Consider the following 23,422-nt stretch of genomic DNA (forward strand, 5'->3'; position numbering starts at 1 on the left):
CAAGGGTCACGCCTTTTGATGCAAAGGCAGATGCTATGTCAGGTTTTGTTAAATTTATCCACCTCGCGGCACTCACCGCCGCCTCTGCAATCGTGCTGGCCACGACGACAGAGGCGCAGACCCCGCGCAACTGCGCGCCGCGCGATCATGTGATGCTGCGGCTGGCCGATGGTTATGGGGAAACGCGCCAGTCGATGGGGCTGGGCGGCGACAACGCGGTGATGGAGGTTTTCGCGTCGGATCAAACGGGCAGCTGGACGATCACGGTGACCGGGGTCAATGGGATCACCTGTCTGGTCGCCTCGGGGCAGGGGTTTGAGGCATTGGCCGAAGCATTGCCTGCCAAGGGCGAAGACGCCTGAAAAGGGCGATATTGACTCAACGCGCGGGCGGCCATTGGCCGCCTTTCCTGTGTCTGGGCCAAGGTGGCGCGATCTATTTATTTGCGTGGCAGTGGAACTGGATAGGGCCATCCGGGTTGTGGTTCCAGAAGAGCAATTAACGCTCAATTTTGGAAGGAGTACTACAATGAAACGTTTTCTGAGCACCACGGCCATCGTACTGACAATGACCGGCGCAGCCTTTGCGGAAGCGCATTCCGAAGGCTTTGGCAACGTTGCTGTTGAACAAACAGACTTCCTTGCATCCGACCTGATCGGCATGCGCATTTACAACTCTGAAGCCGAAGTCGATGCGGCCACCCCCGTTGCCAATGGCGCAGAGCAGGAATGGGATGACATCGGCGAGATCAACGACATCATCCTGTCGAAAGACGGCGAAGTGACTGCCGTTATCCTCGGCATCGGCGGTTTCCTTGGGCTGGGCGAACGTGACGTTTCCATCTCCATGGACAAGATTCGCATCCTGAACGACGAAGACGGCGACCGTTTCCTCGTTGTGAACACCTCGAAAGAGATGCTGGAGCAAGCGCCTGAATTCGAACGCCCCATGATGGACGGCGAAGCGATGGAAGGCGAAGCGATGACCGAGACTGACGACAACGTCACCGTCGTCACCAACGGCGAAACCGAAACCGAGGAAATGGCCAATGAAGTAGAGGCCGAGACCGAGGAAATGGTTCAAGACACCGAGAACGCGGCCGAGAACCTTGAAGCCGAAACCGAAGAGATGGCCAACGAAGTAGAGGCCGAATCCGAGGAAATGGAGCAAGAAGCCGAAACCATGATGGAGAACGCCGAAGCTGAGACAGAAGAAGCTGTCAACGAAGCGGATGCCAACACCACCGTGATCACCGGCGACGAAACTGTTGAGCGTGAACTGCTGCCGCGCCCCGAAGTTGAGCGTGAAGGCTATGCCGCTGCCGAAGCGGACATGATCCAACAGATGAGCGCTGACGACCTCGAAGGCTCCTATGTCTATGGTGCCAATGACGAAACCGTAGGTGAGATCGACACGCTGCTGATCGGCGACAACGGCCAGATCGACCGTGTTGTCATCAACGTTGGCGGCTTCCTTGGTCTAGGCGAAAAGCCAGTGGCCGTGACATTTGACGAACTGCAGGTTCTGAAAAACGTCGAAGGTGATGATGTACGTATCTACATCGACAGCACCGAAGAGCGTCTGGAATCGCAGCCTGAGTACCAAGGCGACTAATATTTCGCCTTAAGTTTCAGCAATTGGCCGCCCCACGGGGCGGCCTTTTTCGTGGCGAGGGCAGGGGTTAGCCGCTGTTCAATGCTGCAACTTGCACGGGACCGTGCATTTCGGTATCTCCGGCGCAAATGAAACCTCTGTCGGAGACATGACCATGGCCAGACCCAAGATCGCGCTTATTGGCGCGGGGCAAATCGGCGGCACTCTCGCCCATCTCGCAGCGTTGAAGGAATTGGGCGATGTCGTCCTTTTTGACATTGCCGAGGGCACACCCGAGGGCAAGGCTCTCGATATCGCGTCGTCGGGCCCCTCGGGCAAGTTCGACGCCACCATGTCGGGCACCCAGGATTATGCCGACATCGCAGGCGCGGATGTCTGCATCGTCACCGCCGGTGTTGCGCGCAAGCCGGGCATGAGCCGCGATGACCTGCTGGGCATCAACCTCAAGGTTATGAAATCCGTGGGCGAGGGCATTGCCAAACACGCCCCCGACGCTTTCGTGATCTGCATCACCAACCCGCTCGACGCGATGGTGTGGGCGCTGCGTGAATTCTCCGGTCTGCCGCACAACAAGGTTTGCGGCATGGCAGGCGTGCTTGATAGCGCGCGTTTCCGTCACTTCCTCGCGACTGAGTTCAACGTCTCGATGAAAGACGTCACTGCCTTCGTTCTGGGCGGCCACGGCGACACAATGGTGCCGCTGGTGCGCTACTCCACCGTTGCAGGCATCCCGCTGCCCGATCTGGTAAAAATGGGCTGGACCACGCAAGACAAGCTCGACGCGATTGTGCAGCGCACCCGTGATGGTGGCGCCGAGATCGTTGGCCTGCTGAAGACCGGTTCGGCCTTCTACGCGCCTGCGACATCGGCAATCGAGATGGCTGAAAGCTATCTGAAAGACCAAAAGCGCGTGCTTCCTTGCGCCGCTTATGTTGACGGTGCCTACGGCTTGAATGGCTTCTATGTGGGCGTGCCTACAGTGATCGGTGCCGGTGGTATTGAGCGCGTGGTCGAGATTTCGATGAACAAAGACGAACAGACCATGTTCGACAACTCCGTCAACGCGGTCAAAGGTCTGGTCGAAGCCTGCAAAGGCATCGACGAGAGCCTCGCGTAAGCGCCAGAGCATATCAATTGGAAAGCGCGTCCCTAGCGGGGCGCGCTTTTTCGTTCCGGGGAGATGCAGAATTTGTGATCACACGATAATCTGCTGTGATCACAAAAGTGGGCATGACCACATCAGTCTGCCATTTTTCCACCGAAACACTGGCCAAACCTCGCAGATTCCCCGCAGTTCCCCGTGACAGTCCTGTAAAAACCGCTATCAAGATGCAAAGCACAGGACAAAGCACAGGACAAAGGACCGCGCCATGGCCGATGTGAACCGGGGTAACCGCCCGCTTTCCCCGCATTTGACGATCTACCGCCCACAATTGACCTCTATGACGTCGATTCTCACCCGGATCACCGGCAACGCGATGTTGATCACCGCGCTGTTGATCGTGTGGTGGTTCCTCGCCGCGGCGACGTCGGTTGAGTATTTTGATACCGTGAACGGGATCATGACCAGCTGGTTCGGTGATCTGGTGTTCACCCTGTCGCTCTTGGGTCTGTGGTATCACACGCTCGCCGGCATCCGACACCTGATCTGGGACACAGGCCGCATGCTCGACGTGCCGACCGCTGAAAAGCTAGGCATCGCGGCACTGATCGGGTCGGTCGTGCTGACCATCCTGACCATCATCATCGTTTGAGGAGCGACACATGGCATACATGACAGATCGCAAACGCGCCCGCGGCCTTGGCTCGGCGAAAACCGGCACCGCGCATTTCTGGGCGATGAAGGTGTCCTCGCTGGCGCTTTTGGTGCTGATCCCGCTGTTCGTCTTTACCTTCGGCAGCGCGCTTGGTGGTACATATGACGAGATTCTCGCCTATTACGCGCGGCCTTTCCCGGCCATCGTGGCGGCCCTGACGCTGATCGTGGGCTTTAAACACTTCAATGATGGCGTGCAGGTGCTGATCGAGGATTATGTCCACGGTCTCGCCAACAAAGTCGCCCTCATCGTGATGACCATCATCAGCTACGGCGCAGCAGCGGTCGGCGTTTTCGCCATCGCCAAGCTCGCCCTGTAATAAATACGCCCAAACGGGAGACCGATTAAATGGCAGCATATGAATATGAAACCCACGAATATGACGTTGTCGTGGTGGGGGCAGGCGGTGCTGGTCTGCGCGCGACTTTGGGCATGGCGGAGCAGGGGCTGCGCACGGCTTGTATCTCCAAGGTTTTCCCTACCCGTTCGCACACCGTGGCGGCGCAGGGTGGCATCGCGGCTTCCTTGAGCAATATGGGCCCCGACAACTGGCAGTGGCATATGTATGACACGGTCAAAGGCTCTGACTGGCTGGGCGACACCGACGCGATGGAATACCTCGCCCGCGAAGCGCCCAAGGCGGTTTACGAGCTTGAGCATTACGGCGTGCCGTTCTCGCGCACCGAAGAGGGCAAGATCTATCAGCGTCCCTTCGGCGGCCACACCACTGAATTTGGCGAAGGCCCCCCCGTGCAGCGCACCTGTGCCGCCGCCGACCGGACCGGCCACGCGATCCTGCACACGCTTTACGGCCAGTCGCTGAAGCAAAATGCGGAATTCTTCATCGAATATTTCGCCATCGATCTGATCATGTCGGATGACGGCGTCTGCCAAGGCGTGCTCTGCTGGAAGCTCGACGACGGCACCATGCACCTGTTCAGCGCCAAGATGGTCGTGCTGGCGACGGGCGGCTATGGCCGTGCCTATTTCTCGGCGACCTCGGCGCATACCTGCACCGGCGACGGTGGCGGCATGGCGGCCCGCGCGGGTCTGCCGCTGCAAGATATGGAATTCGTTCAGTTCCACCCCACCGGCATCTATGGTGCGGGCTGCCTGATCACCGAAGGCGCACGGGGCGAAGGTGGGTACCTCACCAACTCCGAAGGCGAGCGTTTCATGGAACGCTACGCGCCGACCTACAAAGACCTCGCCAGCCGCGACGTTGTCTCGCGCTGCATGACGATGGAAATCCGCGAAGGCCGCGGTGTGGGTGAAAACAAAGACCACATCCACCTGCACCTGAACCACCTGCCACCAGAAACGCTGGACCTGCGCCTGCCGGGCATCTCGGAATCCGCACGTATCTTTGCCGGTGTGGACCTGACGAAAGAGCCCATCCCGGTGCTGCCGACGGTGCACTACAATATGGGCGGCATCCCCACCAACTACTGGGGCGAAGTGCTGAACCCGACCGCCGACAACCCCGACGCCATCGCACCCGGCCTGATGGCCGTGGGCGAGGCGGGCTGTGCTTCGGTCCACGGTGCGAACCGTCTGGGTTCGAACTCGCTCATCGACCTCGTGGTCTTTGGCCGCGCCGCCGCGATCCGCGCGGCCAAGATCGTCGACGCCGACAGCCCGGTGCCCGCGCCGAACCTCAAATCGGTGGAAAAGGCATTTGATCGTTTCGACGGTCTGCGCAATGCCAAGGGCGGCACGCCGACCTCGGAACTGCGCCTTGAGATGCAGAAAACCATGCAGGCCGATGCCGCCGTTTTCCGCACCGACAAGACGCTGGAAGAGGGCCGTGAGAAAATGATCGAAGTGGCCGACAAGCTGAACGATCTGCATGTCACCGACCGCAGTCTCGTGTGGAACTCTGATTTGATGGAGACGCTGGAGCTGACCAACCTGATGCCCAACGCCACCGCCACGATCACCGCCGCCGCCGCGCGCAAAGAAAGCCGTGGCGCGCACGCGCATGAGGACTACCCGGATCGGAACGACGACGAATGGCGCAAACACTCGCTGGCGTGGTTCGATGGCAATGACGCGAAACTCACCTACCGCGCCGTGCACCTCGATCCGCTGACCGACGAATCCGAAGGCGGCATCGACATGAAGAAGATCGCCCCCAAGGCACGGGTGTATTGATGGTTCGCACAGCACTCATCGCGGCCACGCTGTTCGCTCTTTCGGGCTGTGTTGAAGTTCAGCAGGCGGTGGATGACACCGCCCGCCAAACCTCAAAAGGCGTGGTGACCGAAGTTCTGGCCACCCGCTTTCCACAGGTGCCAAAACAGCTGATCACCCCCTTCACCGACTGCATCATCGACAATGCCGACGCGCTGGAACTGCGCGAATTGGCCCGCGCCACCGTGGTCGGCGTGGACGACACAACAACGGGCACCGTGCGCACGATCCTGTCGCGCCCCGAGACCCGCACCTGCCTGCTGGCCGCCGCGCCTGCAGCTGGCATGACGCTTTAGGAGACGCACAATGGTTCAACTGACGCTTCCCAAAAACTCCCGCATGACCAGCGGCAAGACATGGCCCAAGCCTTCGGGCGCCACCAACCTGCGCGAGTTCCACGTCTATCGCTGGAACCCCGATGACGGGAAGAACCCGGCGCTCGACACCTATTTCGTCGACATGGACGATTGCGGGCCGATGATTCTCGACGCGCTGATCAAGATCAAGAACGAGATTGACCCCACGCTGACCTTCCGCCGCTCCTGCCGCGAAGGCATCTGCGGCTCCTGCGCGATGAACATCGACGGCATCAACACGCTGGCCTGCACCTACGGCATGGAGGAGATCAACGGCGTGGTCAAAATCTACCCGCTGCCGCACATGCCGGTGGTCAAAGACCTGATCCCCGATCTCACGCATTTCTACGCCCAGCACGCCTCAATCCAGCCTTGGCTCGAAACCGAGACACCCGAGCCGCGCAAAGAGTGGAAACAGTCGATCGACGACCGGGCCAAGCTCGACGGTTTGTACGAGTGCATCATGTGCGCCTGCTGCTCGACATCCTGCCCCAGCTACTGGTGGAACGGCGACCGCTACCTTGGGCCAGCCGCCCTGCTGCACGCCTACCGTTGGATCATCGACAGCCGGGATGAGGCCACGGGCGAGCGTCTGGATGACCTCGAAGACCCGTTCAAGCTCTACCGCTGCCACACGATCATGAACTGCGCCAAGACCTGCCCCAAGGGGCTGAACCCGGCCGCTGCGATTGCCAATATCAAGAAACTGATGGTCGAACGGACCGTCTAAAGACAACAAGGCCCGGCCAAGCGCCGGGCCTTTGGTTATCTTATGATCCTGCCCTTCATCATCGTTATCGTCTTTGTGATCGTGCTGATCTTTGCCCGCCGCAACGCGCCGACGCGCGATTGCCGCTGGCGCGAAGACCGGACGGGCGACAAGGGCGCTTTGCGCAAATACCACTGCGTCGCCTGCGGGGCCGAAGCCTACCGCAGCGAAGGCCCGCCGGACCGCTGCCTCAAAGGGCTCGACACGCCGCGCCTGTGACATTGCCTTTGCCGTGAACTCGCCGCACACTCGTTTCAAAAGGGGAGAGGTGCGATGGGCAGTGAGACTTTCAACGCAGATGTGATCGTGGTCGGCGCGGGCTTGGCTGGCATGGTGGCCGCTCACGAAGCGGTGCTGCGCGGGCGCCGGGTTCTGCTGCTGGATCAGGAAGGGCCGCAAAGCCTTGGCGGACAGGCGTTCTGGTCGCTTGGCGGGCTCTTCATGGTCGACACGCCCGAGCAGCGCCGCATGGGCATCCGCGACAGCGCGGAACTGGCCTATCGCGATTGGATGGGGTCCGCGCAATTTGACCGGCCCGAAGACGCCAATCCCCGCGCGCTGGCAGCGGGTTTCCTCGAATGGGCCGCGGGCGACATGCGCGACTGGCTGCAAGGTTTCGGCATGCGCTGGTTCCCGGTCGTCGGCTGGGCCGAACGCGGTGGGGCAGGGGCAGAGGGCCACGGCAACTCCGTCCCGCGCTTCCACATCACATGGGGCACCGGTACCGGCGTCGTCGCCCCCTTTGCGCGGCTCATGCAGGAACATGCCGCCACAGGCCAACTACGCCTCGGCTTCCGCCACCGGGTGACCCGTCTGATCACCACCGACGGCGCCGTGACGGGCGTCGCGGGGGATGTCCTCGACGACAGCAGCGCCCCACGCGGCCACAGCACCTCGCGCTCCATCAAGGCCGATTTCGAACACAGCGCCGAAGCGGTGATCCTCACCACCGGCGGCATCGGCGCGAACCATGATCTGGTGCGAAAACACTGGCCAACCGACCGCCTCGGCCCCGCCCCGCGCCAGATGGTCAGCGGCGTGCCCGACTACGTCGACGGCAAGATGCACGCCATCGCCGCAAAAGCCGGGGCAGGGCTGATCAACGAAGACCGCATGTGGCACTATTGCGAAGGCGTCCAGAACTGGAACCCGATCTGGCCCAACCACGGCATCCGCATCCTGCCCGGCCCATCGTCGATGTGGTTCGACGCCAAGGGCAACCGGATGGAGGCGCCCTGCCTGCCCGGTTTCGACACGCTCTCAACCCTGCGCCGCATCCTTCAAGCGGGCGAGCACAGCTGGTTCATCCTCACACAAAAGATCATCGAAAAGGAATTCGCCCTCTCGGGCTCTGAACAGAACCCCGACCTCACCTCCGGCAGCTGGCGCGAGGTGCTCAAAGCCCGCCTCGGCGAAGGCGCCACCGCCGCAGTTGAGGCGTTCAAGGACAAGGGCGCAGACTTCATCGTCGCTGACGACCTCGACACCCTTGTCACCCGGATGAACGCGCTCACCCCCGAGGCGCCCGTCCGCCTTGACCACATCCGCACCCAGATCGAAGCCCGCGATGGTCAACTGGACAACCCCTTTGCAAAAGATGCCCAGATCACCGCAATCCGCGGGGCCCGCGCCTACCGCGGCGACCGGCTGATCCGGACCGCCAAACCTCACGCTATCCTCGACCCTGCCAACGGCCCGCTGATCGCCGTGCGCCTCAACATCCTCACCCGGAAATCCCTTGGCGGGCTGCACAGCGATCTCCAAGGCCGCGTGCTCACCCCCGAAGGCACGGTCCTGCCCAGCCTCTTCGCCGCCGGGGAGGTCTGCGGCTTTGGCGGCGGCGGCTACCACGGCTACAACGCCCTCGAAGGCACCTTTCTGGGCGGCTGCCTCTACTCCGGGCGCCTCGCCGGTCAAAACGCCTGATACCAGCCCCACAAAAGCAAAAGGCGCGACCCCCGCCGCGCCTCTTCATCCTTTTTCAAATACCGTCCGCACTCTCAGCGGACGCGACGGTCAGGCAAAGGCCGCTTCCAGCGCAATCTCAACCATATCACCAAAGCTTTTCTCCCGGTCTTCCGACGGCAGCGCCTCACCGGTCTGCAAATGGTCGCTCACAGTCAAGACCGCCAGTGCCCGGCGCTTGTGCCGCGCGGCCAGCGTGTAAAGCTCCGCCGCTTCCATCTCGACACCCAGAATACCGTGGCGCACCATCTGCTCGTCCAGATCGGGGCGTTCGGCATAAAAGACGTCCGAAGAATAGATCCCGCCGACATGGGTTTTCGCCTCCAGCTTCTCGGCCGCTTGCACGGCGGCACGCAGCAGGCCCCAATCGGCGCAGGGGGCGTAGTTTAATTCGCGGAAAATACCGGAGGAGGGCGAGGTGATGGTGCTGGCGGTCATCGCGATGATAACATCGCGAATGCCGACATGGCTCTGCATCCCCCCACAAGAGCCGATGCGGATCAGAGTTTGCGCGCCATATTCCGTCATCAACTCATTGGCGTAGATCGACAGCGAGGGCATGCCCATGCCGGAGCCTTGGATGGTGACGCGGTTGCCGCGCCATGTGCCGGTGAAGCCCAGCATGCCGCGCACTTCGTTGACCAACTCGGCCCCTTCCAAAAAGGTCTCTGCCGCCCATTTTGCGCGGTAGGGGTCGCCGGGCATCAATACGGTGTCGGCGATATCGCCGGGTTTCGCGCCAATATGGACGGTCATTTCTGTCTCCTGATGTTTGGCGCATTTTGCCTGCCCGAGGCGGGCTTCACAAGGGCCGCGATGGGGGAGGGGGCGTGACGTAAAGCGGACGGGCGCACGACAATTGGGACGGCTACCCAATTCGCTTTCCCTCAAAAATAAAAAAGGCGCCGGTGAATTTCCATTCACGCGGCGCCAAATTCCCGTAATTCGGGAGATGGTTAAATCCGCATCGTTTCCGGATCGGCACCATTCTCTACTTGGGCGCGAAACCAATTCGGCTGACGGCCTTTCCCGGTCCAAGTCTGGGACGGGTCTTCGGGGTTGGAAAACTGAGGTTTCGATTTCGGGCCCGCCGCCGCTTTGTGCGGTTTCTTTGCCTTCTTGGGTGCGGGTTGTTCATCAGCTAACTCATTCAGGGAAAAGCCATATTCCGCCGCTGCCTTCTCGGCCGCCTTACGTGCCGCCCGGCGTTCGCGGGCCTGCGCGGCCTGCAATGCCTTTTTGACATCCGACAGAAGTTTCTCCAATTCCTTGCGGCTCATGGATTTCAGGTCTTTTTCCATATCTGATATTTCCTTTCCAGATTGTGCTGGTACGGGGAATTATAGATCCAATTGGTTAATTGCACGTTGTATTTTGTGTCAGCCTATTCTGCGGCCACCGCTTTGGGGTCGGCAAGCGCAATGATATCTTCCATGATCACGTTCAATTCGAAATCTTTCGGGGTATAGACCTGCGCCACTCCGGCAGCGCGCAAACGTGTTGCGTCAGCCTCGGGAATGATGCCGCCGACGATGACCGGGATATGGTTCATCCCTGCCTCGGTCATGCGCTGCATCAGGTCTTCGACCAATGGCACATGCGAGCCCGAGAGGATCGACAAGCCGACCACATGGGCGGCTTCCGTCTGCGCGGCTTCGACGATTTCCGCGGGCGTCAGGCGGATGCCTTCATAGCTGATGTCCATGCCGCAATCGCGGGCGCGGACGGCGATCTGTTCTGCCCCGTTCGAGTGCCCGTCGAGCCCCGGTTTGCCGACGAGGAATTTCAGCCTGCGGCCCAGTTTGTCACTAACCGCATCCACCGCGTCGCGCAGGTCGTCCAGACCTTCGGTCTTGTTGGACTGGCCTGCGGAAACCCCTGTGGGGCCACGATATTCCCCGTGAACGGCACGCATCTGCGCGGCCCATTCGCCGGTGGTGACGCCCGCCTTGGCGGCGGCGATGGAGGCGGGCATGATATTGTCGCCCGCGCTGGCGGCGGCACGTAGGTCGGCCAGTGCCTGTTTGACGGCGCCCTCGTCGCGCGCGCTGCGCCATGCGTCGAGCCGGGAGAGTTGGTCGGCTTCGGCACCGGGGTCTGATTGCATGATATCGCCCGCGCCGGTCATCAGCGGCGAGGGCGCGCCTTGTTGCCATTTGTTCACACCGACAACGACTGTTTCGCCGCTTTCGATGCGGCGCAGCCGGTCGGCGTTGCTTTCGACCAAGCGGCCCTTCATGTAATCGATCGCGGAAATCGCGCCGCCCATACCGTCGAGGTTTGCCAATTCAGCGCGTGCGCCTTCTTTGAGCAATTCGACCTTGGCATCGACCGCCGGATTGCCGTCGAAAAGATCGTCGAATTCCAGAAGGTCGGTTTCATGGGCCATGATCTGCTGCATCCGCATCGACCATTGCTGGTCCCACGGGCGGGGCAGGCCGAGCGCTTCGTTCCACGCGGGCAATTGCACAGCACGGGCGCGGGCCTTTTTCGACAGGGTCACGGCGAGCATTTCAATGAGGATACGGTAGACGTTATTCTCGGGCTGTTGTTCGGTCAGACCCAGTGAATTGACCTGAACCCCATAGCGGAAACGACGGAATTTGGGGTCTTCGACCCCATAGCGGTCGCGGCAAATCTCGTCCCAAAGGTCTACAAATGCGCGCATTTTGCACATCTCGGTGACGAAACGGATGCCCGCGTTCACGAAGAATGAGATGCGGCCCACCAATTTCGGAAAATCCTCTGCCGGGACGCGCGGTTTCAGCGCGTCGAGCACGGCGGTGGCAGTGGCAAGTGCAAAGGCCAATTCCTGTTCCGGCGTCGCACCTGCTTCTTGCAGGTGGTAGGAACAGACGTTCATCGGGTTCCATTTCGGCACGTTGGTATAGCAGTATTCAGCCACATCCGCGATCATCTTGAGTGAGGGCGCGGGCGGGCAGATATAGGTGCCGCGGCTGAGGTATTCCTTGATCAGATCGTTTTGCACCGTGCCTTGCAGGGCGGAAATATCCGCGCCCTGTTCTTCGGCCACGGCGATATAGAGCGACAGCAGCCAAGGAGCCGTCGCGTTGATCGTCATGGAGGTGTTCATTTGTTCAAGGGGGATGCCATCGAAAAGCGCGCGCATGTCACCGAGGTGGTTCACCGGCACGCCGACCTTGCCAACCTCGCCACGGCTGAGCACATGGTCGCTGTCATAGCCGGTCTGGGTGGGCAGGTCGAAAGCCACCGAAAGCCCGGTTTGCCCGCGCTCCAAGTTTGACCGGTAGAGCGCGTTGGACGCGGCGGCGGTGGAATGGCCCGCATAGGTGCGAATGAGCCAGGGACGGTCTTTCTGCGGTTGGGTCATCTTGGCCTCTTGAATCTGGTGGCAATAAAGTTGCGTCATGACGTTGATAGGGGAAATAATATGCCTCTGTCAATTCGCTGCGTTGCGGCATCGCGCGCGCCCGGCCAGTGGGCAGAAAACAGATAATTATTGTCCTCTCGCCTGCGCGCTGTAAGGGTTAAGCCATGACGCAGACTGTGCAATTGCCCCTTTGGCTGTTCATCCTCATCGTGGTTTTCGCAGCCGTCACGGCGCTGAGCCATTTTCTGCTGCCTTCGGTGCGTTGGTTCTTTCGCCGACGGCTGGAACGGGCAGTGGAGCGGCTGAACAAGCGGCTGACCCGGCCCATTGAGCCCTTCAAGCTGGCCCGGCGGCATGACATGATTCAGCGCCTCATCTATGATCCGGAGGTCAGCCAAGAGATCGTAAACTACGCCCGCAGCAATGGCGTGCCCGAGAACGTCGCCTTTCAAAAGGCCCGCGAATATGCGCGCGAGATCGTGCCGCGGTTTTCCGCCTTTGCCTATTTCAGCTTTGGCATCCGGCTGGCGCGGTTGTTGACCAACACGGTCTACCGGGTCGAGACGGCCGTGACCAACGAGTCGACATTCGCCGCGCTGCCGCGTGATGCCACGGTGGTTTTCATCATGAACCACCGGTCGAACATGGATTACATGCTGGTGACCTACCTCGCCGCGCGGTCTTCGGCGCTGAGCTATGCGGTGGGAGAATGGGCGCGGGTCTGGCCGCTGAGCACGCTGATCCGTTCCATGGGCGCTTACTTTATCCGGCGCCGTTCGCGCGGGGCGCTCTATCGCAAGGTCTTGGCGCGCTACGTGCAGATGGCGACGACGGGCGGGGTGACGCAGGCGTTCTATCCTGAGGGGGGGCTGAGCCTCACCGGGGCTTTGCAGCCGCCAAAGGTGGGCTTGCTGTCTTATGTGGTGGAGGGGTTCGACCCCGAAGGGGAGCGTGACATCATCTTTGTGCCCGTGGCGATTAACTATGACCGGATCCTAGAAGATCGCGTGTTGATCGCCGCCGGAGAGCGCGGCGACCGGCGTTTTGGCGCGCGGATCACGGTGGTGGTGGGCTTTGTGCTGCGCAAGATTTGGCGGCGGATGCGCGGGCGGGACACGCGCTTTGGCACGGCGGCGGTAACCTTTGGTGATCCGCTTTCTCTGCGCCGCACGGGGGCGGATGTGCCGGTCTCGGATCTGTCGGAGATGCTGATGGACCGGATCGCGCAGGCCATGCCTGTGTTAACCGTACCGCTGATTGCGCGGGTGATGCTGCAGGCGAAAGGGCCATTGAGCGAGGCGGAATTGCTGGCGAAAGTGGCCGCCACGCTTGAACAGATGCCGCTGCGCAACCGCGTGCCCAAGCCCGACGTTCTGCCGGACCGCGTCGCCCGCGCCACGGCCCGCCTTAAGAAACGTGGCGTCATTTCCGAAGACGCGCAGGGGCTGCAAATCGCGGCAGGGCAGGAACCTGTTTTGGCCTTCTATGCGAATTCCATTGCGCATTTCCCCAGTGAGGATGCTGCACCTGCGGCAGAAATTGCTGCGTCTGCTGGGTCATAAAATTACAAAAGTGGACGTGTGGGGGTTGCAATGTTGCGCGGTGGGTCATATCCCAAAGGGGAGCCGCCGCGATTCTGCAGTGCGGCACAGACCTTGTAGATACCGATCACCGGCAGGAGGCCCACATGGCACTGGATACGAAACACGCCGACTATGACGCCCCGCAAAAAGACCTGTATGAAGTGGGTGAAATGCCCCCGATGGGTCATGTCCCGAAACAGATGTATGCTTGGGCCATTCGCCGCGAGCGGCACGGCGACCCGGATAGCGCAATGCTGCAGGAAGTCGTCGATGTGCCCCAGCTCGACAGTCAGGACGTGCTGGTCTTGGTCATGGCGGCGGGCATCAACTACAACGGTGTCTGGGCCGCGCGCGGCGTGCCGATCAGCCCCTTTGACGGCCATGGTGAGCCCTATCACATCGCAGGTTCCGACGCCTCTGGCATCGTCTGGGCGGTGGGCGACAAGGTGACCCGCTGGAAAGTCGGCGACGAGGTGGTGATCCACTGCAACCAAGACGATGGCGACGATGAGGAATGCAACGGCGGCGACCCGATGTATTCGTCCAGCCAGCGCATCTGGGGCTATGAGACGCCCGATGGGTCGTTCTCTCAGTTCACCCGCGTGCAGAGCCAGCAGCTTATGCCGCGCCCCAAGCACCTGACATGGGAAGAAAGTGCCTGTTACACGCTGACGCTGGCCACCGCCTACCGGATGCTTTTCGGTCACGAGCCGCATGACCTGAAGCCCGGCCAGAACGTGCTGGTCTGGGGTGCGTCGGGCGGCCTTGGCTCCTATGCGATCCAGCTCATCAACACCGCAGGCGCCAATGCGATCGGCGTGATCTCGGACGAGAGCAAGCGGCAGTTCGTGATGGACCTGGGCGCCAAGGGCGTGTTGAACCGCAAGGATTTCAACTGCTGGGGCCAGCTGCCCACGGTGAACACGCCGGAATATAACGAGTGGTTCAAAGAGGCCCGCAAGTTCGGCAAGGCGATCTGGGACATCACCGGCAAAGGCGTGAACGTCGATATGGTGTTCGAACACCCCGGCGAGGCGACTTTCCCAGTTTCGACCTTCGTGGTCAAAAAGGGCGGCATGGTGGTGATCTGTGCCGGGACGAGCGGCTTTAACCTGACCTTCGATGTGCGCTATATGTGGATGCACCAGAAGCGTTTGCAGGGCAGCCACTTTGCCCATCTGAAACAGGCGAGCGCGGCGAATAAGTTGATGATGGAACGCCGTCTTGATCCCTGCATGTCCGAAGTCTTTAGCTGGGCCGATTTGCCCGAGGCGCATATGAAGATGATGCGCAATGAGCATAAGCCGGGCAATATGTCGGTGCTGGTGCAGGCCCCCACGACCGGACTGCGCACACTCGAAGACACGGTGATGGCGCGCGACTGAGCGATACCGATAGTCTGAGACAAGATCCCCCCCGTGGCCCCGGCCGCGGGGGTTTTTCGTTTGTCCGCAACCAGAACAAAGACTTACCGCAGCCAACCCCGCCATTTCTGGGGGGACGAAAAGCGCGGATGGTGCGAAATCGTGCACATGCTATGGTTGTATTAATCTGCCATTAACCAAAGCTGGGCGACCCTCATGCAAGATGATTGGATATTGGACGTATTGGCCGATCTCAGGGCTTTTGCCATGGCGAACCAACTGCCGCGCACGGCGGAACAGTTGGACGACGCGGCGCTTATCGCTCTGGCCGAGATGTCCTTGCAACGCGAAAGGGCCATAGGCCGGACGCATGAGGATAGAGCCGCATCTGGAACGCATTTGGGAAAGGCTGGCACAGGCTGACGGCCAGCCCGAACTTGGCCAAGCCTGCGAAGACCTGCGCGATCACTACGGCATTTTGCATGTGGTCTATCACTGGGTCGACACGGCGGGCGTGCAATATGGCTGCGGCACCTACGGGCCGCTCTGGTCCGAGCGCTATCAGGCGCACAACTACCTCCGCATCGATCCGGTTGTCGCGGGCTGCTATCGCCGGTTTGAACCGGTGGACTGGAAAGACCTCGATTGGTCCTCTCGCGCGGCGCGGCAGTTCCACCGGGATGCCTTGGACCACGGGGTCGGCAATCAGGGTTTCTCGGTCCCGATCCGGGGGCCGCATGGGCAATTTGCGCTGTTTACCACGAACCATAGTTGCACAGATGGGGTCTGGGCCGCCTTCACCGCGCGGCACCGGCGCGATCTGATCTGGGCGGCGCATTGTTTCAACGAGAAGGCATTGGCACTGGCCCCGGACCGTGCGCCCTGCGCAGTGCAGGCGCTGTCCCCCCGTGAGGTCGATGCGATGACGCTGTTGGCGGTGGGCTATAGCCGCGCGCAGGTGGCCGACCGGTTGTCGATCTCGGAACACACGCTGCGGGCCTATGTGGAAAGCGCGCGGTTCAAACTGGGCGCATCGAACACGACCCATGCCGTCGCACGCGCGCTCAGCCGGGGGCTGATCGTCGTCTGAGGTGGATAATTCGCGTGAATCGCGGGCGGGCAGGGCAAAGCGATCTGGCCCCCGGCGCGGGGCTCAATTAGGGTCGCCCAATGACATCTACCGCGCTCACCTACTCCGAAGACCAAGCCGCTGCCCATGACAAGGTGGCCGAGATGCTGCGCTCTGCGGGCATTGATCTGGACGATTCATTGCTGATGCCGCCTGCGGGCGGGCCGGATCAGGTGATGGCGGTGACCGGCAAGGCCGGATCGGGCAAAACGCTGCTGCTGGCCGAGCTTTATCGTGCCTTGGAAGCGGCGGGTGTCGATATCGTCTCCGGCGATTACGAATCGCGCAAGAAACGCGAGAAACGCACGCTGGCGATCCTTGCGCCGACCAATAAAGCGGCCAGCGTTTTGCGTCTGCGCGGCGTGCCCGCGACGACGATCCACCGTATTCTTTACACGCCGGTTTACCACCCTGAATACGAGCGCATCGCGGAATGGCTGACCGGGAACGGCGAAAAGCCGGACATCGAAGGACTAAGCGAAGTCGCGCTCGACCGGGCAGCGGCGTTTTTCGCGAACAACAAATCCGTGCCCGGTGCGCTGGCGGCGGCAGGCTTGCGGGGCAGTGATTTCATCACCGGCTGGAAGCGGCGCGAAGACCCGCTGGATATCGGTTTTGTCGACGAAAGCTCGATGCTGGATGACAAACAGTTCGAGGACCTGAAAGAGATTTTCCCGACGCTGCTTCTGTTCGGCGATCCGGCGCAGTTGGCCCCGGTGGGGCAATCCGGCACGATGGTGTTTGAAAAACTGCCCGAAAAGCGGGTGTTGAACCTCAACCGTATCCACCGACAGCAAGCTGACAATCCGATCCTTGATCTGGCCCATGCGCTGGCCGACCCGCAGCTGGAGTTTCATGACTTCGAGCGGATGATCGAAGACGCGGCACGCAAGGATGATCGCGTGGTTTGGGGCCAGCGGGTTGAGGTTGATCTGATGGCGCGCAGCCCCGTGCTGGTCTGGCGCAACGCCACGCGCATTCGGTTGATCAACGCCTTCCGCGCCGTGCATGGCGCCCCCGAAGATGCGCTGTTGGCAGGCGAGCCGCTGATCTGCGACGGGATCGAACTGCCGTTGAAGCACCGCAAGAAACGCCTCGACCTAGAAGCGCGCGGCCTGATCAAGGGCGCGCAGGTGGTCTATCTGGGCGAGGGGCGTAAGCCGGGGTTCAGCAGGTTGCACGTCATCGGTGCCGAAGACCCGCAGGTAAGTGCCGCGTCGATCGTGAAAATCGAAAAACCGGATGAGGAAGAGCCCTTTATTCCCTTCGCCGCGCGTATGGGGGCCACGTTTCTGCACGGCGCTGCTGTGACGATCCACAAGGCGCAGGGAAGCCAGTGGGAGAACGTGCAGGTCTTTGCGCCCGATCTTTATGCGGCCGCGCGGATGGGGCGCTCTGAGGCCGGGCAACCGCTGTGGAAACGGCTTGCCTATGTCGCCATCACCCGCGCGCAGGAGCGGTTGATTTGGGTGGTGCGCAACCGCCTAAGCAAACCATCCGGCCCGCTGCGCGTCGACGATCTGCGTGCCGCCCCGGCAGCCGCGCTGACGCTTGAGGCGACCGAGGATGGCGCGGCTTAGCGGCGCAGCAACCCGAAGACGGCAGAGGCGCCCCAGCCCGCAGAAATGGCGATAAAGAGCGACAGCAGCCCGTAGATAAACGCCTGCTCATGGGCGAGGTTGAACAGCCACCGTTCCATCCCGACTTTGCGCACGTCGATCACCGTCTCATATTGCGCCACCACATCGCCGCCACGGGTCAGGAAAATCCGCGTGTCATAGGCGCCCTCGGTGAGCGAGGCAGGCAGGGCCACGGCGGCGCGAAAGAGGGTCTGTTCATCGACCTTCACGCCGTCTTCGATGACTTGGTAGAGGTTGGCATCCTTGCGCACGCGGATCAGCGCATCGGTGAACTGGGTCGGGTCCGCGATCTCCATCGGGGCGCCGACAGAGCGGATGGCGCGGGGGATGGAAATGCGGTGGCGCAGGTCTTCGATGCGTTTGAGCACTTCGGACAGCGGACCAGAGGTGACCACGGCATAGAAACTCGGCGCGCGGTCGACCTCAACTGCGTCGGTGTTGACCCAGATGCCAAAGCGCCGTTCCTTGCGCCGCACCATGATCGGGGTCGAGGGGCCAGAGACGGTGACGACCACCTCAAGCGGCGCGCCTTCGGGGATCGGGGTTTCACGTTTGACAGCGCCGTAGACGAGGATCTCAGACCCGTCGAAATTGGTGGTGATGGAGACTTCGGCTTGGCTGAGGCCCAGCACGATCTCCTCTTCCGCCGCGGCGGTGAGCGCGGTGAACATCAGGCCAGCGAATGCGAGAACTGCGCGGATCATTCTGCCGCCACCGGGCTGAGGGAATAAAGCTCGGACGGTTCCAGCAGCAGATCAAGCGCCAGCTTGCCGCAGACCGCGAGGACCAGCACCGCCAGCAAGATGCGCAACTGTTCGGCCTGCATCCGCACGCCGATCCGTGTGCCAACCTGCGCGCCCAGCACCCCGCCGACCAGCAAGAGCACCGCCAGCACGATGTCGACCGTCTGGTTGGTGGTGGCGTGCAGCATGGTGGTGAAACCGGTCACGAAAATGATCTGCAACAGCGAGGTGCCGATCACCACTTTGGTGGGCATGCCAAGCAGGTAGATCATCGCGGGCACCATAATGAAGCCGCCACCGACGCCCATGATGGCCGAGAGCATCCCAACCGCCGCGCCGACAAGCACCGGGGGGATCACCGAGATATAAAGCCCCGATACCCGAAACCGCATTTTGATTGGCAGGCCGTGGACCCAGTAGTGTTTCTTGCGCTGCACGCGCCCGCCCTTGCGGGTGCGGCGGATCGCGCGGAGCGATTCAAAGAACATCAGCCCGCCGATGATGCCCAGAAAGATCACGTAGCAAAGGGTCACCAGCAGATCGACCTGACCCAGCGATTTCAGGTAGTTAAAGATGAACATGCCGATGCCCGAGCCGACAAGACCCCCGGCCAGCAGGACCCAGCCCATTCGGAAATCCACCGTGCGCCGTTTGAGATGCGCCAGCAGGGCCGAAAAAGACGACGCGACGATCTGGTTGGTCGAGGTGGCCACGGCCACGGCAGGGGGGATGCCCACAAAGAACAAAAGCGGCGTGATCAGAAACCCGCCGCCGACGCCGAACATGCCCGACAGGATGCCCACAATGCCGCCCAATCCCAGAAGGAGAAAGGCGTTAACCGAAACTTCGGCGATGGGCAGGTAGATTTGCATGACGTTTCCTAGCCCCGAACGGCCGCGCTTTTCAACATAGCTTGCCGCGATGAGGCGACCACTGAGATAGGTTGCGCCGATCCGGCCCTCGGGTGCAAGGGCCGGAGGGGGATGTCAGCGTTCTTTCACATAGGGTTCGCCGCCCGCGCGGGGCGGGATCGCCTTGCCGACGAAGCCTGCGAGGATCACCACCGTCATCAGATAGGGTAGTGCGCCCAGAAGCTGGCCCTGCACCTTGATGCCGATGACCGACTGAATCACGTCAGGCCGGGTTTCCAGCGCGCCGAAAAGGCCAAAGAGCAGCGTGGCCCAGAGCGCGTACCAAGGGCGCCACTTGGCAAAGATCAGCGCGGCCAGCGCGATAAAGCCACGGCCCGCCGACATGTCTTTGACGAAGCCCGCCTGCAGCGCGGTGCTGAGGTAGGCCCCAGCCACGCCACAGAGCAGCCCGGCAATGGCCACGGCGGCATAGCGCAGACCGACGACCGAGACGCCAGCGGTGTCCACGGCGGCAGGGTTTTCACCCACCGCCCGGAGGCGCAGGCCAAAGCGGGTGCGGAACAGGATCCACCATGTCAGCGGCACGGCGAGGAAGGCGGCATAGACAAGGATCGAATGGCCCGAGATCAGCTCTTCGTAGAAGGGGCCGATGAAGGGCACGTCGGCCACGGCCTCGGCAAAGGGCAGGGTGATCGGCTCGAACCGTGCGCCGCCAAAGAGCGAGGGTGTGCGGCCGCCTTGGGCGAACCAGTCTTGGGCAATCAGCACCGTCATGCCCGCGGCGAGAAAGTTGATCGCCACGCCAGAAATGAGCTGGTTGCCACGGAAGGTGATCGAGGCCAGCCCGTGGACAGCGCTGAGTGCCAGCGAAGAGGCGATGCCCGCCGCAAGGCCAAGCCAGACCGACCCGGTGAGCGATGCCACCGCGGCGGAAAAGAACGCCGCCGCCAGCATCTTGCCCTCAAGCCCGATGTCAAAGACGCCCGCGCGTTCGGAGAAAAGACCGGCAAGACAGGCCAAAAGCAGCGGCGTGGCCAGCCGAACGGTGCTGTCGAGCAATTGGATGAGCGTGATATAGTCCATAGGTCAGACCCGCTTTCTCAGGGGGGTATAGGGGCTCATTCCGCGCTCTCCGACTGGGCGCTGCGGGGGCCGGGTTTGGGCTCGCTGTCAGCGGAATTGGCAGGGGGGCCGGGGCGGCGGAACATCAGGAAAAGACGCTCCAGCGGCATCCGCACCATATTGTCGAGCGCGCCGGTGAAGAGGATCACCAGCGCTTGGATCACGACGATCAATTCGCGCGGGATCGAGGTCCAGAGGGCCAGTTCGGCACCACCTTGATAGAGGAAACCAAAGAGCAGCGCTGCAAAGAAGACGCCAACCGGGTGGCTGCGGCCCATCAGCGCCACGGCGATGCCGATAAAGCCTGCGCCCTCGGTGGCGTTCAGCACCAGACGTTCGCTTTCGCCCATGACGTTGTTGATCGCCATCAGCCCCGCCAGCGCGCCCGAGATGATCATCGTGACCATGGTGATGCGCACGGGCGAGATGCCCGCGTATTTGGCGGCAGGTTGAGAATGGCCATAGGCGCGGATTTCATAGCCCAGACGGGTGCGCCAGATCAGCAGCCAGACCACGATACAGGCCGCGGTGGCGACGAGCAGTGAGACGTTGGCGGGGGCGGACTTGGAAAAGGCAATGCCAAGCGGGGCCAGCAATTCATGCAACGTGGGCAGATGCACGGCCTCGGGAAAGCGCGCGCTGGCCGGGTCCATGCTGCCGGGCGGGCGCATGACGTTGACCAACACATAGTTCAGCAAGGCGGCGGCGATAAAGTTGAACATGATCGTGGTGATCACGACGTGGCTGCCGCGTTTGGCTTGCAACCAGCCGGGGATCGCGGCCCAGATCGCGCCCAAAAGCCCGGCCATCACACCGCAGCCGATCAGCGCCAGCGTCCAATGCGGCCAAGGGATATAGAGCGCGGCAATGGCGACGCCCAAACCGCCCAGCATTGCCTGACCTTCGCCCCCGATGTTGAACAGCCGCGCGTGAAAGGCCACGGCAACGGCAAGCCCGGTGAAGATGAAGTTGGTCGCGTAATAAAGTGTGTAGCCCCAGCCATAGGTCGAGCCGAGCGCGCCTTTGACCATCAGTGTCACGGCGGCAATCGGGTCTTCACCGATGGCAAGGATCACCAGCGCCGAGAGCAGGGCGGCCAGCAACAAAGAGATCAGCGGCACGAGGATCACCTCGGCCCATTTTGGCATCACGTCCATTTCAGATCTCCTTGCTGGCGTCGCCGCCGGCGCGGGCGAGATTGGCTTCGACCTCGGCCACGCTGTGTTCGTTTTCGGTGTCGGTGATGCCAGCCATGAGCAGCCCCAGTTCTTTCTCGTCGGTCTGGTCGGCGGCGCGTTCGCCCATGATCTGTCCGTCGAACATCACTGCAATGCGGTCCGACAGGGCAAGGATTTCTTCGAGTTCGACCGAGACCAGCAAGATCGCCTTGCCTTGATCGCGCAGGGCGATGATCTGCTCGTGGATGAACTCAATCGCGCCAATGTCGACGCCGCGTGTGGGCTGGCCGATCAGCAACAGGTCGGGGTTGCGCTCGATCTCCCGGGCCAGAACGATCTTTTGCTGGTTCCCGCCCGAGAAGTTCTTGGCCGCCAGCGTCGGGTCGGGCGGGCGCACGTCAAAGCGTTCCATCTTGTCTTCGGCATCGGCACGGATGGCCGCGTGGTCCATCAACATTCCGCTGTTGAAGCGGTCGTCGTGGTGGTAGCCGAAGACGTTGTTTTCCCACGCCTGAAAATCCATGATCAGACCCTCGCGCTGGCGGTCTTCGGGCACATGGGCCACGCCGCGGGCGCGGCGCGATTGGCCGTCGGATTTCTTGCCCGAAAGGTCCAGCGGCGTGCCGTTTAGCGTGACGCTGCCGGTGCCATCGGCATAGCCGCCCAGCACTTCGAGAAGTTCGGATTGGCCGTTGCCCGCAACACCCGCAAGGCCCAGCACTTCGCCCGCGCGGATCTGCAGGTCGATGCCGCGCAGACGCTCGACGCCCTTGTCGTCAACCACGCGCAGACCTTTGACATCAAGGATCACATCGCCCGGTGTGGCAGGCTTTTTATTCACGCGGAGCAATACCTTACGCCCGACCATCAGCTCGGCCAGTTCCGGCGGCGAGGTCTCGGCGGTTTTCACGGTCGCGGTCATCTTGCCCCGGCGCATGACCGACACGGTGTCGGTGATCTCCATGATCTCGCGCAGCTTGTGGGTGATGAGGATGATGGTTTTGCCCTCAGATCGCAGGCGCCCGAGGATGCGGAATAGCTGGTCGGCCTCGGCAGGGGTCAACACGCCGGTCGGCTCGTCCAAGATCAGAATGTCGGCCTGCCGGTAGAGCGCCTTGAGGATCTCCACCCGCTGCTGCATGCCGACGCCGATGTCCTGCACCAGCGCGTCGGGATCGACGTTGAGGCCGTAGTCCTCAGACAGGCTGATCAGTGTTTTGCGGGCTTTGGAGAGCGAGGGCTTCAGCAGGCGGCCATCTTCGGCGCCCAGAATGATATTTTCCAGCACGGTGAAGTTCTCGACCAGCTTGAAATGCTGGAACACCATGCCGATGCCCGCCGAGATGGCGGCTTGGCTGTCGGGAATCTCGGTCTTTTTGCCACTGATGAAAATCTCACCCGCGTCGGCTTTGTAGAAACCATAAAGGATCGACATCAGCGTCGATTTGCCCGCGCCGTTTTCGCCGATAATCCCGTGGATCGTGCCGGGCATCACGCGGATCGAGATGTCTTTGTTGGCCTGCACAGGGCCGAAGGCTTTGGAGATGCCTTTGAGTTCGATCGCTGGCGCGGTGCCGGTAGCGGGGGCGGTATCGGTCATATCAAAAGGTCCTGCGGGCGTGGCGGCCCTTGATCTGGAAATGAGCCATCTTTGTCCGTGTCACGCTGTCATGTTCGGAAAGGGCCGCGCCGGTGGAACGGCGCGGCCCTTGTGGTCATTTTGGT

General features: G+C 61.7%; 23 protein-coding genes. 15 read left to right on the plus strand and 8 right to left on the minus strand.

Features of this window, described 5'->3' with window-relative positions:
- The first annotated feature begins 35 nt into the window (after positions 1 to 35).
- From B5M07_RS04980 to B5M07_RS05025, 10 genes are all read left to right on the plus strand, one after another.
- On the plus strand, positions 36 to 362 hold the full coding sequence (locus B5M07_RS04980; protein ID WP_067940269.1) for a hypothetical protein: 327 nt from the start codon (positions 36 to 38) through the stop codon (positions 360 to 362).
- Between the two features lie 166 nt (positions 363 to 528).
- Positions 529 to 1,614, plus strand: coding sequence for a PRC-barrel domain-containing protein (locus tag B5M07_RS04985; RefSeq protein ID WP_120350481.1), 1,086 nt, complete (start codon positions 529 to 531; stop codon positions 1,612 to 1,614).
- Positions 1,615 to 1,768: 154 nt separating this feature from the next.
- Positions 1,769 to 2,731 (plus strand): malate dehydrogenase, encoded by a 963-nt coding sequence (gene mdh, locus B5M07_RS04990; protein ID WP_120352152.1) that lies wholly within the window; start codon positions 1,769 to 1,771, stop codon positions 2,729 to 2,731.
- A gap of 253 nt (positions 2,732 to 2,984) precedes the next feature.
- Positions 2,985 to 3,368: a succinate dehydrogenase, cytochrome b556 subunit gene (gene sdhC / locus B5M07_RS04995; RefSeq protein WP_120350482.1), complete on the plus strand. Its 384-nt coding sequence runs from the start codon at positions 2,985 to 2,987 to the stop codon at positions 3,366 to 3,368.
- 10 nt (positions 3,369 to 3,378) lie between these two features.
- Entirely contained in the window at positions 3,379 to 3,750 is a 372-nt protein-coding gene (gene sdhD / locus B5M07_RS05000; RefSeq protein ID WP_067630457.1) for a succinate dehydrogenase, hydrophobic membrane anchor protein, read from the plus strand.
- A 29-nt stretch (positions 3,751 to 3,779) separates the two neighbouring features.
- Complete coding sequence (gene sdhA, locus B5M07_RS05005) at positions 3,780 to 5,585, plus strand: succinate dehydrogenase flavoprotein subunit (protein ID WP_120350483.1); 1,806 nt, start codon at positions 3,780 to 3,782, stop codon at positions 5,583 to 5,585.
- Positions 5,585 to 5,920, plus strand: coding sequence for a hypothetical protein (locus tag B5M07_RS05010; RefSeq protein ID WP_205570905.1), 336 nt, complete (start codon positions 5,585 to 5,587; stop codon positions 5,918 to 5,920). The genes sdhA and B5M07_RS05010 overlap by 1 nt, the downstream gene beginning before the upstream one ends.
- 10 nt (positions 5,921 to 5,930) lie before the next feature.
- Positions 5,931 to 6,710: a succinate dehydrogenase iron-sulfur subunit gene (locus B5M07_RS05015; RefSeq protein ID WP_120350484.1), complete on the plus strand. Its 780-nt coding sequence runs from the start codon at positions 5,931 to 5,933 to the stop codon at positions 6,708 to 6,710.
- Between the two features lie 42 nt (positions 6,711 to 6,752).
- A complete protein-coding gene (locus B5M07_RS05020) occupies positions 6,753 to 6,968 on the plus strand; it encodes a hypothetical protein (RefSeq protein WP_067630449.1) in 216 nt (71 codons plus the stop codon).
- A 54-nt stretch (positions 6,969 to 7,022) separates the two neighbouring features.
- Positions 7,023 to 8,675, plus strand: coding sequence for an FAD-binding dehydrogenase (locus B5M07_RS05025; RefSeq protein WP_120350485.1), 1,653 nt, complete (start codon positions 7,023 to 7,025; stop codon positions 8,673 to 8,675).
- 90 nt (positions 8,676 to 8,765) lie between these two features.
- Here B5M07_RS05025 and deoD read toward each other — a convergent pair whose 3' ends face one another.
- From deoD to B5M07_RS05040, 3 genes are all read right to left on the minus strand, one after another.
- On the minus strand, positions 8,766 to 9,470 hold the full coding sequence (gene deoD / locus B5M07_RS05030) for a purine-nucleoside phosphorylase (RefSeq protein ID WP_120350486.1): 705 nt from the start codon (positions 9,468 to 9,470) through the stop codon (positions 8,766 to 8,768).
- Positions 9,471 to 9,670: 200 nt separating this feature from the next.
- Positions 9,671 to 10,015: an H-NS histone family protein gene (locus tag B5M07_RS05035; protein ID WP_120350487.1), complete on the minus strand. Its 345-nt coding sequence runs from the start codon at positions 10,013 to 10,015 to the stop codon at positions 9,671 to 9,673.
- 83 nt (positions 10,016 to 10,098) lie between these two features.
- Positions 10,099 to 12,066, minus strand: coding sequence for a protein meaA (locus tag B5M07_RS05040; RefSeq protein ID WP_120352154.1), 1,968 nt, complete (start codon positions 12,064 to 12,066; stop codon positions 10,099 to 10,101).
- Between the two features lie 164 nt (positions 12,067 to 12,230).
- Here B5M07_RS05040 and B5M07_RS05045 point away from each other — a divergent pair, with 164 nt between their 5' ends.
- The 5 genes from B5M07_RS05045 to B5M07_RS05065 all read left to right on the plus strand — a co-directional run bounded on the left by B5M07_RS05045 (position 12,231) and on the right by B5M07_RS05065 (position 17,722).
- On the plus strand, positions 12,231 to 13,628 hold the full coding sequence (locus B5M07_RS05045) for a 1-acyl-sn-glycerol-3-phosphate acyltransferase (protein ID WP_120350488.1): 1,398 nt from the start codon (positions 12,231 to 12,233) through the stop codon (positions 13,626 to 13,628).
- Between the two features lie 125 nt (positions 13,629 to 13,753).
- Complete coding sequence (gene ccrA, locus B5M07_RS05050) at positions 13,754 to 15,034, plus strand: crotonyl-CoA carboxylase/reductase (protein WP_067630432.1); 1,281 nt, start codon at positions 13,754 to 13,756, stop codon at positions 15,032 to 15,034.
- A gap of 195 nt (positions 15,035 to 15,229) precedes the next feature.
- On the plus strand, positions 15,230 to 15,436 hold the full coding sequence (locus B5M07_RS05055; RefSeq protein WP_120350489.1) for a hypothetical protein: 207 nt from the start codon (positions 15,230 to 15,232) through the stop codon (positions 15,434 to 15,436).
- The gene (locus tag B5M07_RS05060) at positions 15,384 to 16,103 is read left to right on the plus strand and encodes a helix-turn-helix transcriptional regulator (protein ID WP_120350490.1); all 720 of its coding nucleotides are present in this window, start codon (positions 15,384 to 15,386) and stop codon (positions 16,101 to 16,103) included. Before B5M07_RS05055 ends, B5M07_RS05060 begins: the two co-directional genes overlap by 53 nt.
- A gap of 80 nt (positions 16,104 to 16,183) precedes the next feature.
- Positions 16,184 to 17,722, plus strand: a complete 1,539-nt coding sequence (locus B5M07_RS05065) for an ATP-dependent DNA helicase (RefSeq protein ID WP_120350491.1) — start codon at positions 16,184 to 16,186, stop codon at positions 17,720 to 17,722.
- Here the strand turns inward: B5M07_RS05065 and B5M07_RS05070 are convergent.
- The 5 genes from B5M07_RS05070 to B5M07_RS05090 form a co-directional block, all read right to left on the minus strand.
- Positions 17,719 to 18,486 (minus strand): TIGR02186 family protein, encoded by a 768-nt coding sequence (locus B5M07_RS05070; protein ID WP_067628105.1) that lies wholly within the window; start codon positions 18,484 to 18,486, stop codon positions 17,719 to 17,721. The two genes, B5M07_RS05065 and B5M07_RS05070, sit on opposite strands and share 4 nt — an antisense overlap.
- Positions 18,483 to 19,397 carry a sulfite exporter TauE/SafE family protein gene (locus tag B5M07_RS05075; protein ID WP_120350492.1) on the minus strand — a complete coding sequence of 305 codons (915 nt, stop codon included), beginning with the start codon at positions 19,395 to 19,397 and terminating at the stop codon, positions 18,483 to 18,485. The genes B5M07_RS05070 and B5M07_RS05075 overlap by 4 nt, the downstream gene beginning before the upstream one ends.
- 114 nt (positions 19,398 to 19,511) lie before the next feature.
- Positions 19,512 to 20,480, minus strand: a complete 969-nt coding sequence (locus tag B5M07_RS05080; RefSeq protein WP_120350493.1) for an ABC transporter permease — start codon at positions 20,478 to 20,480, stop codon at positions 19,512 to 19,514.
- A 35-nt stretch (positions 20,481 to 20,515) separates the two neighbouring features.
- Positions 20,516 to 21,676: an ABC transporter permease gene (locus B5M07_RS05085; protein ID WP_067916375.1), complete on the minus strand. Its 1,161-nt coding sequence runs from the start codon at positions 21,674 to 21,676 to the stop codon at positions 20,516 to 20,518.
- Between the two features lies 1 nt (position 21,677).
- Positions 21,678 to 23,297 (minus strand): ABC transporter ATP-binding protein, encoded by a 1,620-nt coding sequence (locus tag B5M07_RS05090; RefSeq protein WP_120350494.1) that lies wholly within the window; start codon positions 23,295 to 23,297, stop codon positions 21,678 to 21,680.
- Positions 23,298 to 23,422 lie beyond the last annotated feature (125 nt).

The sequence above is a fragment of the Sulfitobacter sp. D7 genome (assembly GCF_003611275.1).
In the GTDB taxonomy this organism is placed as follows: domain Bacteria; phylum Pseudomonadota; class Alphaproteobacteria; order Rhodobacterales; family Rhodobacteraceae; genus Sulfitobacter; species Sulfitobacter profundi.